The organism is Streptomyces ruber (assembly GCF_014648075.1).
GTDB classification, from domain to species: Bacteria; Actinomycetota; Actinomycetes; order Streptomycetales; family Streptomycetaceae; genus Streptomyces; species Streptomyces ruber.
Map to the genome: position 1 here is coordinate 25,398 of NZ_BMQK01000001.1, position 13,817 is coordinate 39,214.

The 13,817-nt window shown below is 72.0% G+C and carries 17 protein-coding genes; 15 read left to right on the plus strand and 2 right to left on the minus strand.

Going from position 1 to position 13,817, the window contains the following annotated elements:
- The first annotated feature begins 109 nt into the window (after positions 1 to 109).
- From IEZ04_RS00125 to IEZ04_RS00140, 5 genes are all read left to right on the plus strand, one after another.
- Positions 110 to 844, plus strand: coding sequence for an LmeA family phospholipid-binding protein (locus IEZ04_RS00125; RefSeq protein ID WP_189214530.1), 735 nt, complete (start codon positions 110 to 112; stop codon positions 842 to 844).
- Between the two features lie 243 nt (positions 845 to 1,087).
- Positions 1,088 to 1,171, plus strand: coding sequence for a putative leader peptide (locus IEZ04_RS35900; RefSeq protein WP_350807544.1), 84 nt, complete (start codon positions 1,088 to 1,090; stop codon positions 1,169 to 1,171).
- Between the two features lie 157 nt (positions 1,172 to 1,328).
- Complete coding sequence (locus tag IEZ04_RS00130) at positions 1,329 to 2,168, plus strand: sulfurtransferase (RefSeq protein WP_189214531.1); 840 nt, start codon at positions 1,329 to 1,331, stop codon at positions 2,166 to 2,168.
- A 45-nt stretch (positions 2,169 to 2,213) separates the two neighbouring features.
- Positions 2,214 to 2,501, plus strand: a complete 288-nt coding sequence (locus tag IEZ04_RS00135; protein ID WP_189214532.1) for a DUF1416 domain-containing protein — start codon at positions 2,214 to 2,216, stop codon at positions 2,499 to 2,501.
- A gap of 99 nt (positions 2,502 to 2,600) precedes the next feature.
- Positions 2,601 to 2,861: a DUF3099 domain-containing protein gene (locus IEZ04_RS00140; protein ID WP_189214533.1), complete on the plus strand. Its 261-nt coding sequence runs from the start codon at positions 2,601 to 2,603 to the stop codon at positions 2,859 to 2,861.
- Between the two features lie 26 nt (positions 2,862 to 2,887).
- Here the strand turns inward: IEZ04_RS00140 and IEZ04_RS00145 are convergent, their stop codons facing one another.
- Entirely contained in the window at positions 2,888 to 3,250 is a 363-nt protein-coding gene (locus IEZ04_RS00145; RefSeq protein ID WP_189214534.1) for a DsrE family protein, read from the minus strand.
- Between the two features lie 286 nt (positions 3,251 to 3,536).
- Between IEZ04_RS00145 and IEZ04_RS00150 the strand changes: the two genes are divergently transcribed.
- From IEZ04_RS00150 to ygfZ, 3 genes are read left to right on the plus strand one after another with little or no spacing between them, the layout of a single operon-like run.
- Positions 3,537 to 4,112 (plus strand): heme-binding beta-barrel domain-containing protein, encoded by a 576-nt coding sequence (locus IEZ04_RS00150; RefSeq protein ID WP_189214535.1) that lies wholly within the window; start codon positions 3,537 to 3,539, stop codon positions 4,110 to 4,112.
- Between the two features lie 15 nt (positions 4,113 to 4,127).
- Positions 4,128 to 4,577, plus strand: coding sequence for a Fur family transcriptional regulator (locus tag IEZ04_RS00155; protein WP_189214536.1), 450 nt, complete (start codon positions 4,128 to 4,130; stop codon positions 4,575 to 4,577).
- A gap of 10 nt (positions 4,578 to 4,587) precedes the next feature.
- Positions 4,588 to 5,556 (plus strand): CAF17-like 4Fe-4S cluster assembly/insertion protein YgfZ, encoded by a 969-nt coding sequence (gene ygfZ / locus IEZ04_RS00160; protein ID WP_189214537.1) that lies wholly within the window; start codon positions 4,588 to 4,590, stop codon positions 5,554 to 5,556.
- Positions 5,557 to 5,581: 25 nt separating this feature from the next.
- Here the strand turns inward: ygfZ and dtd are convergent, their stop codons facing one another.
- Positions 5,582 to 6,007 carry a D-aminoacyl-tRNA deacylase gene (dtd, locus tag IEZ04_RS00165; protein ID WP_189214538.1) on the minus strand — a complete coding sequence of 142 codons (426 nt, stop codon included), beginning with the start codon at positions 6,005 to 6,007 and terminating at the stop codon, positions 5,582 to 5,584.
- A 269-nt stretch (positions 6,008 to 6,276) separates the two neighbouring features.
- Here dtd and IEZ04_RS00170 point away from each other — a divergent pair, with 269 nt between their 5' ends.
- The 7 genes from IEZ04_RS00170 (at position 6,277) to IEZ04_RS00200 (ending at position 13,670) form a co-directional block, all read left to right on the plus strand.
- The gene (locus IEZ04_RS00170; RefSeq protein WP_229820735.1) at positions 6,277 to 6,954 is read left to right on the plus strand and encodes an RsiG family protein; all 678 of its coding nucleotides are present in this window, start codon (positions 6,277 to 6,279) and stop codon (positions 6,952 to 6,954) included.
- A 400-nt stretch (positions 6,955 to 7,354) separates the two neighbouring features.
- A complete protein-coding gene (locus IEZ04_RS00175) occupies positions 7,355 to 8,335 on the plus strand; it encodes an asparaginase (RefSeq protein WP_189214540.1) in 981 nt (326 codons plus the stop codon).
- A gap of 442 nt (positions 8,336 to 8,777) precedes the next feature.
- The gene (locus tag IEZ04_RS00180) at positions 8,778 to 9,692 is read left to right on the plus strand and encodes a winged helix-turn-helix domain-containing protein (protein WP_189214541.1); all 915 of its coding nucleotides are present in this window, start codon (positions 8,778 to 8,780) and stop codon (positions 9,690 to 9,692) included.
- A 216-nt stretch (positions 9,693 to 9,908) separates the two neighbouring features.
- On the plus strand, positions 9,909 to 10,790 hold the full coding sequence (locus tag IEZ04_RS00185; protein WP_189214542.1) for a GntR family transcriptional regulator: 882 nt from the start codon (positions 9,909 to 9,911) through the stop codon (positions 10,788 to 10,790).
- A gap of 83 nt (positions 10,791 to 10,873) precedes the next feature.
- Positions 10,874 to 11,737 (plus strand): winged helix-turn-helix domain-containing protein, encoded by an 864-nt coding sequence (locus IEZ04_RS00190; protein WP_189214543.1) that lies wholly within the window; start codon positions 10,874 to 10,876, stop codon positions 11,735 to 11,737.
- Complete coding sequence (locus IEZ04_RS00195; protein WP_229820737.1) at positions 11,686 to 12,528, plus strand: HAD family hydrolase; 843 nt, start codon at positions 11,686 to 11,688, stop codon at positions 12,526 to 12,528. The genes IEZ04_RS00190 and IEZ04_RS00195 overlap by 52 nt, the downstream gene beginning before the upstream one ends.
- An 11-nt stretch (positions 12,529 to 12,539) precedes the next feature.
- Entirely contained in the window at positions 12,540 to 13,670 is a 1,131-nt protein-coding gene (locus tag IEZ04_RS00200; protein WP_189214544.1) for a phosphotransferase family protein, read from the plus strand.
- Positions 13,671 to 13,817 lie beyond the last annotated feature (147 nt).

Consider the following 13,817-nt stretch of genomic DNA (forward strand, 5'->3'; position numbering starts at 1 on the left):
TCCCCGGTGGGCGCCGTGTTCCGGGCCCCGCCGGGCTAGGGTCACGGGCAGCGGCCGGCCACATGGGTGGCCGACCACGGAGCAGCGGAGAACGGGGCGGAGCAGGGACATGCGGGCACTGCGCACATTGATCATCGTCGTCGTGGTACTCGGCGGCCTCTTCGTGATCGCGGACCGCGTCGCGGTCAACTTCGCCGAGAACGAGGCCGCCGACAGACTGCGCGCCAACGAGGGCCTGGCGAGCACACCGGACGTGTCCATCAAGGGCTTCCCGTTCCTGACCCAGGTCGTGGGCGGCGAGCTGGACGACGTCGAGGTCGGCATACCGGACTACGAGGCGTCCTCCGGCGACGGCGGTGACACCGTCCGGATCACCGGGCTCAAGGCCGACATGCGCGGCGTCGTCTTCTCCGGGGACTTCAGCTCGGCCACCGCCCGCTCGGCCACCGGCAGCGCCACCATCCCGTACGACGAACTGCTCAAGGCCGCGCAGTCCGAGCCCACCGAGATCGCCCCCGGGGTCACGGCGCGGGTGGTCGGCCTCTCCGACGGCGGCAACGGCAAGATCAAGATCGAGCTCGACGGGACCGTCCTCGGCGTCGACCTGCCCCGGCCGGTCTCCGTGCTCAGCTCGGTCGCCGTCGAGGACGGCACCGTCCGGCTGCGCGCCGACTCCCTGCCGAACCTGGGCGCGGACCTGGGCGAGGAGTCGGTCCGCTCGCTCACCGACTTCCAGCAGGCCATCGACCAGCTCCCCGGCGGCATCCAGCTCGACAAGGTCGAGGGCGCCGCGGACGGCGTGAGGATCACGGTGAAGGGTTCGGACGTCAAGCTGGCGGGGTAGTACGCCCCGTCGAGTGAGGTGAACGTCCCGGCCCGGGCGGCGAGCCGCCGTCCGTAAGGCGAGACGCGGCCGTCCGTACCGCGGTTGCGGCGGCCGGTACGCCCGTCCGGGAGTCCGGCGGGACGCGCCGACCCGCACGAGCCCGGGCCGATCCCGATCGGAAGTCCCGCATCGTGGACGATCCTGTCTCACCATCCGAACCATCGGTGACACGCCCGCCCGTCCGTCCTTACGATCGGGCACATGAAGCAGCGACAGGCGGACCTCACGAAGCGGCGGGCAGTAGACCTGTGCCGCGTCGCCGCCATGCTCTGTCGCGCCGTCTGACGGGAGCGTCGGCTCCCGTTCCCCGGGCCCTGGTCCGTTCCGTTCCGGACCTCCAGAGCCGCCCCGTGCGCCGTGTCGCCGCCCGAGGGCCCGAACCGCGCACCCTTCCTCTTCGTTCACGCACAGCCCCGCCGCAACTGCCCCGGAGGAGAAAAGCATGAGCCGCAGCGACGTCCTGGTCGACGCCGACTGGCTGCAGGACCACCTGGACGACGAGAACCTCGTCGTCGTCGAGGTGGACGAGGACACCACCGCGTACGACAAGAATCACATCAAGAACTCGATCAAGCTCGACTGGACCAAGGACCTGCAGGACCCGGTCCGCCGCGACTTCCTCGACCAGGAGGGCTTCGAGAAGCTCCTCTCGGCCAAGGGCATCGCCAACGACAGCCTGGTCGTCCTCTACGGCGGCAACAACAACTGGTTCGCGGCCTACGCCTACTGGTACTTCAAGCTGTACGGCCACGAGAACGTCAAGCTCCTCGACGGCGGCCGCAAGAAGTGGGAGCTGGACGCCCGCGAGCTGGTCGAGGAGGTGCCCGAGCGCGCCGCCACCCAGTACAGGGCCAAGCCGCAGGACACCTCGATCCGCGCCTTCCGTGACGACGTCGTCGCCGCGATCGGCAACCAGAACATCGTCGACGTGCGCTCGCCCGACGAGTTCTCCGGCAAGCTGCTCGCCCCGGCCCACCTGCCGCAGGAGCAGTCGCAGCGCCCCGGCCACGTGCCGACCTCGCGCAACATCCCGTGGTCGAAGAACGCCAACGACGACGGCACCTTCAAGTCCGACGAGGAGCTCAAGGCCCTCTACGAGGACGAGCAGATCGACCTCTCCAAGGACACCATCGCCCTGTGCCGCATCGGTGAGCGTTCCTCGCTGACCTGGTTCGTGCTGCACGAGCTGCTCGGTGTCGAGAACGTCAAGAACTACGACGGCTCGTGGACCGAGTACGGCTCCCTCGTGGGTGTGCCGATCGAGCTCGGCCCGGCCAAGTAAGCAACCCGCCCCCGGCCAGAACCCGTCAGACCCCTGGAGAGACACATGTGCGGAGCGAAGCCCGGCGGCCCGGACGCCTCGACGATCAAGCCCGGTGAGACCACCATCCAGGGTCAGGTGACCCGCGACGGCGAACCGGTGACCGGCTACGTCCGGCTGCTGGACTCGACCGGTGAGTTCACCGCCGAGGTGCCCACCTCGGCGACCGGACAGTTCCGCTTCTACGCGGCCGAGGGCACCTGGACCGTGCGGGCCCTCGTCCCCGGTGCCACGGCGGACCGCACCGTGGTCGCCCAGCGGGGCGGCCTGGCGGAGGTGGCGATCGCCGTCTGACGGCGACCGCCGGCAGGCGACATCCGCAGGGCCGCGTGCACGGGCCGGACACCCGTCGCCGCGGCCCTGCGGCGTGCGTACGGGCCTACGCTGGAAGGCATGTACGCACAGCGTCGGCACGTGTACTTCGCCATGATGGGGATCTGCCTGACGCTCTTCGTCCTGGGCGGCGCCGTCGTGCGCCTGTGGTCGGTCCCCCTGGCCGTCGGCATGTGCGTGGTGGCCATGGTCATCCCCCCGCTGGCCGCGATCGTGGCCAACCGCAGAGGCCCCGAGGACCGCTGGTGGGACGATCCCTCCGGTGATCCGGGATCCGACGAGTGGTGGGACGAGCTGGACGGCAGGAAGCGGCGCCGGTAGCCGGGAGCGGCCGGCCCGGTACCGGCTCAGTACACGAGCGCCTGGGTGCCGTCCGCCATCGCCTCCTGCACGAACACCTGGGCGCCCGCGATCCGCACGCCCTTGATGACGTCCCCCTCCGTGATGTCGCGACGGGCCGCGCACTGCGTGCACAGGGTGACGCGACCGCCGGACAGGAGCGAGTCGAGCAGATCGGGCAGCGGGGCGGCGTGCGGAAGGTCGAACTCGGCGGCACGCCCCGGCAGCGCGAACCAGGCGGACTCACCGGTCAGCCACAGGGACACCTCCACCCCGCTGGCCACGGCCACCGCCGCCACGGTGAACGCCTGCGAACAGCGTTCGGGAGCGTCCGCGCCGGCCGTCACCTTGATCACGAGCTTCTTCGCCATGCCGGAATGGTAGTCCGCGCGGTGATCCGTCCGGTGGCCGCGGAGCCGTCTGCCCGGCTGAGCCCCACCTCACGGAGAAACCCGGACCCCCGCCGCGTAAGCTGGGGCCCGGCCCCGTGTACGTGGAGACACCGCTACACCCGCTCAATCGAGGAGCACCCCGTGGAGATCTTCTTCGAAGTCCTGCTGGTCCTGGTCGCCGTCGGCGTCCTCGCCTTCACCGGACTGGCTGTGAAGAAGCTGTACCAGGGCCAGCTCTGACCCCCATCGAGGAATTTCCGAACTCATGATCGAGATCCCGTCCGACCTGCACAAGGACCTCGTCCCGCTCGCCTTCCTGCTCGGGAACTGGGCCGGCGCGGGCGTGCACGACTTCCCCGGCGACGAGAAGTGCAACTTCGGCCAGGAGGTCACCTTCACCCACGACGGCCGGGACTTCCTGGAGTACCACTCGCACACGTGGGTCCTCGACAAGGACGGCAACAAGGTGCGTCCGCTGGAGACCGAGTCCGGTTTCTGGCGCATCGACGCCGAGCGCAAGGTCGAGGTCACGATGGTCCGTGACGACGGCGTGGTCGAGGTCTGGTACGGCGAGATGGCGGACAAGAAGCCGCAGATCGACCTGGCCACGGACGCGGTGGCCCGGACGGCGGCCTCCGGCCCGTACAGCGGCGGCAAGCGGCTCTACGGGTACGTCAAGAGCGACCTCATGTGGGTCGGCGAGAAGCAGACCCCCGAGGTCCCGCTGCGCCCCTACATGTCGGCCCAGCTGAAGAAGGTCGTCACGCCCGAGGAAGTGGAGCGCTGGGCCAAGGCCCTCCCGGACGACATGCCCGACGACGGGATCGCCTTCTTCAAGTAGCCCTAGACTTCCAGTGTGGTGAGCACCGACTGGAAGAGCGACCTCAGGCAGCGCGGCTACCGGCTGACGCCTCAGCGTCAGCTGGTCCTGGAGGCCGTGGACACCCTGGAGCACGCGACCCCCGACGACATCCTCGCCGAAGTGCGGAAGACGGCGTCGGGGGTCAACATCTCCACCGTGTACCGCACGCTGGAGCTGCTGGAGGAGCTCGGGCTGGTCTCGCACGCCCATCTGGGGCACGGTGCGCCCACCTACCACCTCGCGGACCGGCACCACCACCTGCACCTCGTCTGCCGCGACTGCACGAACGTGATCGAGGCCGATGTCGAGGTGGCCGCCGAGTTCACGGACAAGCTCCGCGAGACGTTCGGTTTCGACACCGATCTGAAGCACTTCGCCATCTTCGGCCGGTGCGAGGAGTGTGCCCGCAAGGCTTCGGCCGGGGATTCAACTACCAAGTCGTAGGCTTGCTCCCATGAAGAGCCCCCTGCTGTCCCTGCCCGGCGCCGTCCCCGCCGAAGGCGTGGACGAAGGCGTCGCCGCCCACTACGGCGATCTGTTCCGCGAGCAGCGCGCCCTCGCCGACGGAAGCGGTTTCGTCGACCTCTCCCACCGGGGGGTCGTGACCGTCACCGGCGAGGACCGGCTCAGCTGGCTGCACCTGCTGCTCACCCAGCACGTCAGCGATCTCCCGGCGCACCAGGCCACCGAGGCGCTCGTGCTGTCCGCCAACGGTCACGTCGAGCACGCGCTGTACCTCGTCGACGACGGGCAGACCGTCTGGGCCCATGTGGAGCCCGGCACGCAGGGCGCGCTGGTCGCGTACCTGGAGTCGATGAAGTTCTTCTACCGGGTCGACGTGGCCGACCGCACGGACGACATCGCGGTCGTGCACCTGCCCGCCGGGTCCATCGCCGAGGCCCCCGAGGGCGTCGTCGTCCGCGAGACGCCGTACGGCCGTGACCTCTTCCTGCCCCGCCAGGACCTGGAGTCGTACGCGGCGGACGCCGGCCCGGCCGCCGGGCTGCTCGCGTACGAGGCCCTGCGCGTCGAGCACCACCGGCCCCGTCTCGGCTTCGAGACCGACCACCGGACCATCCCGCACGAGCTGGGCTGGATCGGCACCGCGGTGCACCTGCAGAAGGGCTGCTACCGCGGCCAGGAGACCGTGGCCCGCGTGCAGAACCTGGGCAAGCCCCCGCGCCGCCTGGTCTTCCTGCACCTGGACGGCAGCGAGGTGCACCTGCCCGCGCACGGCACGGAGATCCGCGTCGCCGGTGAGGGGGAGGCCGAGGGCCGGAAGATCGGCTTCGTCACCACGTCCGTACGCCACCACGAGCTCGGCCCGGTCGCGCTCGCGCTGGTCAAGCGCAACGTCCCGGTGGACGCGCGCCTGCTGGCCGGGGACACGGCGGCGGCGCAGGAGGTCGTGGTCGAGCCGTAGGGCCAGCGGTCCCGCCTCGCCGCCGTCAGACCTCGATCAGCACCGTGAACGGGCCGTCGTTCGTCAGCGACACCCGCATCTGCGCGCCGAACCGGCCCGTCGCCACCGTCGCGCCGAGCGCGCGCAGCCGGGCGACCACCTCGTCCACGAGCGGCTCGGCGACCTCGCCGGGCGCGGCGGCGTTCCAGGTGGGGCGGCGGCCCTTGCGGGCGTCCCCGTACAGCGTGAACTGGCTGATGACGAGCAGGGGCGCGTCGATGTCGCTGCACGACCTCTCGTCCTGCAGCATGCGGAGCGACCACAGCTTGCGCGCCAGCCGGTCCGCCTTCTCCTTGGTGTCCTCGTGGGTCACGCCGACGAGGACGCACAGTCCCTCGCCGTGGATCTCCCCGACCGTCTCGCCGTCGACGACGACGCTCGCGCCGTCCACCCTCTGCACCACCGCTCGCATGGGGACCATGATGCCGTGAGATCCGGTGTCACCCGTTCGGGGGGCAGGGCGGGGGTCGGCGTGAGCGCCGGTGCGCGCCGCGCACAATCGTTTCGCCTCGGCTGTTACCGCTGGACCGCGAGGATGGTCGTTCTTAATATCCTCAACCGGCCATCTGGGCCGATCAAGGGCACTCGGTCACATAGCGTCCACTTCTGGTGGCACCATGCGGGTGTTGCGGTGCCCGCCTGACGCGGACCGCGCCGGTCGAGGGGACGGTTGACACCAGCATGAGCACTTCGAGGGCGAGCACGACGAGTACGACCAGTCCGACGAGCACGTCGAGTACGTCGAGTACGACTGGGAGCGCGGGCTTGGGCGCGGGGGTGTGGTCCGCGGAGTGGGTGGCCGCGGGAGCACCCCGCCCGCCCGCTCAGCGCACGGACAGCACGCCCCTGCCCTCCCGCCCCCCACGCCCCTGCCTGTCCGGGCTCCGGCTGTCCGAACTGCGGGTGCTGCGCCGGAACGCCCAGCGGGACGAGGCCGACCTCAGCTATGTGCGGCGGCTGCTGCAGGGGCGCATCGACATCCTGCGCGCGGAGCTGTCCCGACGGGGCGGCCGGGCGGGCGGTCCGGCGGCGCCCGTGGGCCTGGTCGACCGGCTCCCGGAGATCCTCCGGGACGCGCCCGCCCGCCAGCGCTCCTCCGTCCGCCATGTGACGGTGGGCACACCGCGCAGCGAGGAGTGCCGGGCGCTGGCCGCCGAGATGCTCGGCGAGGTGGAGCTGTCCGACCTCAAGGCCCGTACGGACGAGGAGCTGACCGCCGGACTCGTCCGGCTGGCCCGCTACGAGCGGCAGATCTCCCGCCGGCGGCAGCAGCTCCAGCGCACGGCGGACGACTGCAGCGCGGAGATCGCACGCAGGTACCGTGAAGGGGAAGCACAAGTAGACGACCTGCTCATGTGACAGTCCACGTGACAGCCGTGACATCAGTGTCGGCCGTATCGGTCGTACCAGCCGTGCCGGCCGCACCGCGGCCCGTGCCGGCCGGGGGAACGGGGAGCCGCCTCGTTCCGCTCGCCGGCGGGACGCGGCCCGCCGGCCTCACCGGGCCGACGGACCACGCGTCCCGGCGCTGCGGGTACTCCGTATCGACGGTACGCGGGGCCGCGGTCCCGGTTCCGCGGATCGGTGCCGCCGGTTCCGCGGATCGGTGCCGCCGGTTCCGCGGAACCGGACCCCCGGTCCCGCGGACCCGACGGACGGCGCCGATGTCACGGACGTCACCTCCGTCACCGCGGTGCCGGACGGGAGATCCCCGGCCGGGTCCAGGGAGCGGGTCCCCGTTCCGGAAGGCCAGCCGCCGATGACCGCCGCCCCTGCCACGACCCCTGTCATACCTCCCGCCGCACCTCCCGTCCTCGCCGAGGTCGTCCGCTCCGGATTCGTCGAGGGACGGCACCGGGGCAGCCTGGTGCTGCTGGCCGCGGACGGCTCGGTGGAGCTCGCGCTGGGGGACGTGACGGCACCCGTCTTCCCCCGGTCCGCCAACAAGCCGATGCAGGCGGCGGGCATCCTGCGGGCCGGCCTGGACCTCGCGGGCGAGCGTCTCGCCCTGGCCGCCGCCAGCCACTCCGGGGAGCCCTTCCACCGGGACCTCGTGCAGAAGATGCTCGCCGAGCGGGGGCTCACGCCGGCGCAGCTGCAGTGCCCGCCGGACCTGCCGCTGGACACGGAGGAGGCGGAGACGTACCTGGCCTCGGGCGCGGCCCGCGACCGGGTCACCATGAACTGCTCCGGCAAGCACGCGGCGATGCTCGCGGCCTGCGTCCTGAACGGCTGGCCCACCGAGACCTACCTGGACCCCGGCCATCCCCTCCAGCGGCTGATCCACTCCGTGGTCGAGGAGGCGGCGGGCGAGCCGGTCGCGGCGGTGGGCACGGACGGCTGCGGGGCGCCCCTGATGGCGATCGGCCTCACCGGGCTCGCCCGCGCCTTCCGCTCCTTCGTCCTCGCGGCCCCCGGCTCCGCCGAGCGCCGCGTCGCGGACGCCATGCGGGCCCACCCCGAGTACGTCGCCGGCACCCGGCGGCACGACACCTGGCTGATGCGCGAGGTGCCGGGGGCGCTGTCCAAGATGGGCGCCGAGGCCGTGCAGGCGGTGGCGCTGCCGGACGGCCGGGCGCTGGCGGTCAAGGTCGACGACGGCGGTACCCGGGCGCTGCGCCCGGTCCTCGCCCGCGCCCTCGCCCTCATGGGCCTGGACGCGCCGGTGGTCTCCCGGATCGGCGCCGTGCCGCTGCTGGGCGGCGGCCGGGAGGTGGGGGAGATCAGGGCGACGTTCTGAGCGCGCCCGTCCGCGCCGGGACGTGCGAGGAGGGCGCCGCCTGACGGGCGGCGCCCTCCTCGCGTCGTCGTGCTCCTTCCGTGCGGGTCGCTGACGGGCGGTGCCCGGGCCGCCGTTGTCCCCCGGCGGCGCGGGCACCACCGCGCTGATCCGTAGCCGCGATGACGCGGCCTGCAGGCTCCCCTTGTTCAGTTGTGCGGTCCCGGTCGTGCGGACCTTCAGTTGTCACCGTGTGAAGTTGTCCCCGTATGCGGTTGTGGCTGTGCTGGGGGCCGGCCGGGCTCCCCACCTCCCTCCCGTGGGGAGCGCGGTTACCAACCCTCGGTAAGTCTGACCATGTTGCCGGAGTTGGCGACCAACTCCTTCTTGGTTATCTCCTCCGGGAGTCGTCTCATAACCACCTTCCCATCAACTGCCGCAAGATGGCGCGAAGTTGTAGGGTTTGGTCGTGGAGCCGGAACGCACCGCCGTCAACGGGCGGAAGAGGGCACAACGGCCACAGTGGTCTCACCGCGAGGTGGCCGACGAGCTGCGCAGCCGGATCAGGACCGGCGTGCTGCGGCCGGGGCAGCGCATGCCCACGCAGGCCAAACTGGCCGACGAGTTCGGCGTCGAGCGGGGCGCCGTACGGCAGGCGCTGCGCATCCTGCAGTCGGAGCGTCTGCTGACCAACGTTTCCAAGGGCAGCCCCGCCACCGTGGCGGCGAACCCGGGGGAGGCCCTGATCGGGCCCGAGACCCCGCCGCAGCCCACGATGGTGGCGCTCGCTCCCCGTATCTCGGCGGCCTTCGCCGCCGAGCACGTACGGATCGACGCGCTGTGCCTGACGTCCGTCTCGCTGACGCTCGCCATGGGGGAGTCGTTGCGCGAGATTCACGCGGGACGTACAGAACCGGCCAGGGTCGACGTCCGGGTGCTGCTGCCCAGCCGCGAGATCGATCTCGCCTTCCCGACCCCGACCTCGGTGGACCCCTCGGCCGACCGCCGGCTGCAGCGCCGCTGGCTCGCGCAGCGCAACGCCCAGGGGCAGGTGCTCCGGCACAACCTGCTCACCCTGCGCGCGACGCACGGCATCGACGTCCACGTCACCTTCCGGGCGCTGCCCTTCACTCCGCCGGTGAAGCTGTACCTGCTGGGCGGCTCGGAGGCGCTGTTCGCGTACTACACCGTGCAGCGGCGCGAGCGGGAGGTGGACAGCGAGAACCTGGAGACGTACGACGCCGAGGGCATGCAGTCGATGCTGTTCGCCTTCGAGCGGACGGCGAGCCTGCGGGACAGGGCCTTCGTGGAGCAGTCGCAACTGTGGTTCGACGCGCTGTGGGAGACGATCAGCACCGAACTGACGCTTTCGGACTGACCGGCCCCCGGACGGCGTTCGGCTGGTCGTACGAGGCCGGTCGTACGACCGGGGCGGTCACCGCCACGGCGAGGGCCACGGTGCCGACCGAGCTGCACAGCGGTCCGCCAACTCAAGGAAGTTGGCAGCCAACCTCTCGCAGGCCGTGCCCAGTTGGTCGTGCCGCGGAAACGGCCAGGGAGCAAGTCAACCGCGTCGCAGGGGGGTTGTACCGTCGTGGCCGTGACCCAGGAGAACGCCGCGGCGAACGGCCGCAGGAGACTGTCGCCCCAGGAGATCGCCGACATCCTGCGCGACCGCATCCGCACCGGCGGCCTCAGGACCGGCGAACGCCTGCCGACCCAGGCCGAGCTCGCGTCGGAGTTCGGCGTGGAGCGCGGCACCGTCCGCCAGGCCCTGCGCTCGCTCCAGGCGGACGGGCTGCTCAGCAACGTGAGCAAGGGAAGCCCGCCGCGCATCGCACCGCGCACCCCCGCCGGGACCGGACCACAGCCGACACCGGTCGGGCTGGCACCGCGCCTCACCGAGGCGTTCGCGGCGCCGCACGTACGGATCGACGCGGCCTGCCTCACGGCCGAGACCCTGATGCTCGCCCTGGGCGAACCGGTTCGCCTGATCCACGAGGGCAGCCTGCGTCCCCGGTCGGTCGACGTCCGAATACTGCTGCCCTCGCGCGACATCGACCTGGCGTTCCCGGTCCCGGTGGACCGCGGCGAGGAGAACCACGCCCCGGTCCACCGGCGCTGGCTGGCCCAGCGCAACGCCCAGGGCCAGGTCCTCCAGCACAACCTGGTGTCCCTGCGCTCCTCCCACGGCATCGACGTCCGGGTGTCCTTCCGCGCGCTGCCCTTCACCCCGCCGGTGAAGCTGTACCTGCTCAACGACGCGGAGGCGCTGTTCGCGTACTACCGCCTGACCCGGCGCGAGGAGGAGACGGACGGCGGGACACTGGAGCTGTACGACGCCCTGGGGCCCACGTCCCTGCTCTTCTCCTTCGCCAGGGCGGCCGGGGAGAGGGACGCCGCGTTCGTGGACGAGTCCCGGAAGTGGTTCGACGCCCTCTGGGACACCATCACCACGGACCTGACGCTGGCCTAGGGGCTCCGCGGGAGTTGGCCGCCAACCGACGTACAGTTGCCGGAAGTCGGCAGCATCCGGCCGGGACCCGGGAGAACGTGGACGTGAACGGCAGCACGGAGCGACCCTCCCAGAGGATCGCCGACGCCCTGCGGGAGCGCATCCGGACGGGCGAGCTGAGGGCGGGCGACCGGCTGCCCACCCAGGCCGAGCTGGCGGAGACGTACGGGGTCGAGCGCGGTGCCGTACGGCAGGCGCTGCGCCTCCTGAAGCGGGACGGCCTGCTCGGCGAGGCCTCCCGAGGCAGGCCGCCGGAGATCGCCGCGCCGCACCGTGCCCTCCGCGACCCCCGGCAGCCGGGGCCGGCGGCGGTGACGCTCTCCGACCATCTCAGGGCGGCGTGCGAGCAGCCGTACGTGCGGATCGACGCCGTCTGCTTCACGGCGGAGACGCTCATGGAGGCGCTGCACTCGGTGCGGCTGCACGCCCAGGCGGGCCGGGTGCGGCCCGACTCCGTCGAGCTGCGCTGTCTGCTGCCCGACCCGGAACTCACCCCGGCCTTCCCCGTGCCGGTCGACGGGGACCCGGAGAAGGCCGCGGAGATACACCGCGAGCTGGCCGCGCAGCGCACGTCCCAGGCCCGGGTGATCGACCTGACCATGCGGCGGATCCGCGCCGAGAGCGGCATCGACGCCCGGGCCGTCCTCCGGTTGCTGCCGTTCACCCCGCCGGTCAAGCTCTTCGTGCTGAACGGCCGGGTGGCGCTGCTCGGGTACTACCGGGTCGGCAGGCACACCAAGCACCTGCCGAGCGGCGAGGCCGAGGTGTACGACGCCTGGGGCAAGCAGTCGCTGCTGTTCCGTTTCGAGGGGGAGGCGGCCGGGCGGGACACGGCGTTCGTGGAACAGTCGCAGATTTGGTTCGACGCCCTCTGGGAAACGATCGCCGGGGAATCGACACTCACCTAGTGGATTCCGAGACGATGGACGCCGGGCCGGTGCCGGACACCGCCGGGCGGGTGCGCGGCGCCGCCGGGCCGGTGACGGAGCCGGGTGAGGAAGTCCGGCGGCTGCTGCGCCGGGTGCGGCACGTGGTGTTCGACTTCGACGGCCCGATCTGCTTCCTCTACCCGGGCCGTGCGGCGGAGCGCATCGCCAGGGCGCAGGCGGAGTGGCTGAGGGAGCGCGGACTGTACGGGCTCCTCACCGAGGAGGAACGCGCCCACCCGGACCCGTACCTGGTGCTGAGCGCCGTGGCGGGCCGTCACCCCGGCAGCGACCTGGTGGCCGAGCTGGAGGAACGGCTCACCCGGCAGGAGTTGCGGGAGGTGCCGAAGGCGTGGCCCACCCCGTACGCGGACGTCCTGATCCGCACCTGGGTGGCCCTGGGGGTCCGGCTGGCCATAGCCACCAACAACTCCGAGCGCCCGGTGCTGTCGTACCTCGCCGACCGGGGGCTCACGGCCTGCTTCGCCCCGCACGTCTACGGCCGCACCAAGGACCTCCGCCTCCTCAAGCCCCACCCCCACACCCTGCACCGGGCGCTGAACGCGCTGGGGGCCTCCCCCGGGGCGGCGCTGATGATCGGTGACACCCCGTCGGACTTCGCCGCCGCGCGGGAGGCGGGCATGGCGTTCGTCGGCTACGCCCCCAACGAGCGAAGGGAGCACCGGCTGCTGACGGCGGGCGTGCCGCGGGAGTGGCTGGTCGGTTCCCTGGAGGTCCTGCTGCGGGCGGTGCGGGGCGCGGCTTCGCCCTAAGGTGACCGATCATGGCACCACCCCGGCCCCACGCGGCCCTCGCGCCACTGATCCGCCTGCTCGCGGAGGTACGACGCCGCCGCCCCGGGGGAGTCACCGTCGCCGGGCACCACCACCGCAACTATGTCATCGCTCTGGGGCAGCCACTGGCGCGGCTGCTCGGCGAGGAGTCCGGCGCGGTGCGCGCCAAGTTCCGTACGCCCCTGGGAACGGGCGGCACGGGAGACGTCCTGCCGCGGCTCTGGCGGCGCGAGTCGGACGTGCTGGCCGCGCTCGCGGAACGGCTGGGCGCGGCGGTGCCCCGCTGCCTCGCCGACTTCGGCGGCTGGTCCGTGCACACCTACGTCGAGGGACGCCCCCTCGCGGCGGAGGCTCCGGCGGGCCGGCCCGTGGGCGAGGCGCGCCTCGCCGCGTTCGCGGACTTCTTCGCCCGGGTGGCGGGCGTCCCGGCGGACGGCCTGCCGGGCCTGCCGGCCGACTGGCCGGCGGACGGGGACACCCACGGCTTCCTGCGCCGGCTGGCCGGCTTCGCGGAGGGCGTGCACCAGCGGAACCGCCCCCGCTTCGGGGCGCTGTTCGACGCGGTCGGAATGCCGCGCGACGCGGTGGCCCGGTTCCTGACGTCCGTGCCGCGCCTCGCCGAGCGGCCGTTCGCGCTGCTCCACACGGACGTGCACCGGGCCAACGTGGTGATCACGGGACGGGCGGGGGCCGAGCGCCTCGTCGTCATCGACTGGGAACTCGCGCTGTACGGGGACCCGCTGCACGACCTGGCCACCCATGTCGTCCGCATGGACTACGACGCGTACGAGCAGACCACGATGATCCGCTTCTGGGAGGACGCGATGCACGCGGCGGATCGTCCCGGTACGACCGCGGGCATGGCCCGTGACCTGCCCGTCTACCGTGACTTCGAGTACGTGCAGTCGGTGTACCCGGACCTCATGCGCGCGGCGCTCGCCCTTCCGGCGGTGCCCGTACCGGACGACTACACGCGCGCCGCGCGCCGTGTGTGCCGGGCGCTGGACCGGGCGTGGAAGCCCCTCGCGCTGGACGGTGCGCCGGTGGACCGGCGCACCGCGGAGGAGGCGCTGCGGGCCTGGCACAGGACGGACCGGACACGGGAACCGAGGGGCAGGTGAGGAAGAGCCGAGGAAGGACCGAGGAACCGAGGAAGGACCGAGGAAGGACCGAGGAAGGACCGAGGAAGGACCGAGGGAGGACCGAGGGGACGTTACGAGAAGGCGACGGTTTCATGACCATGCACGCACCTTCTTGATCGTTTCCAT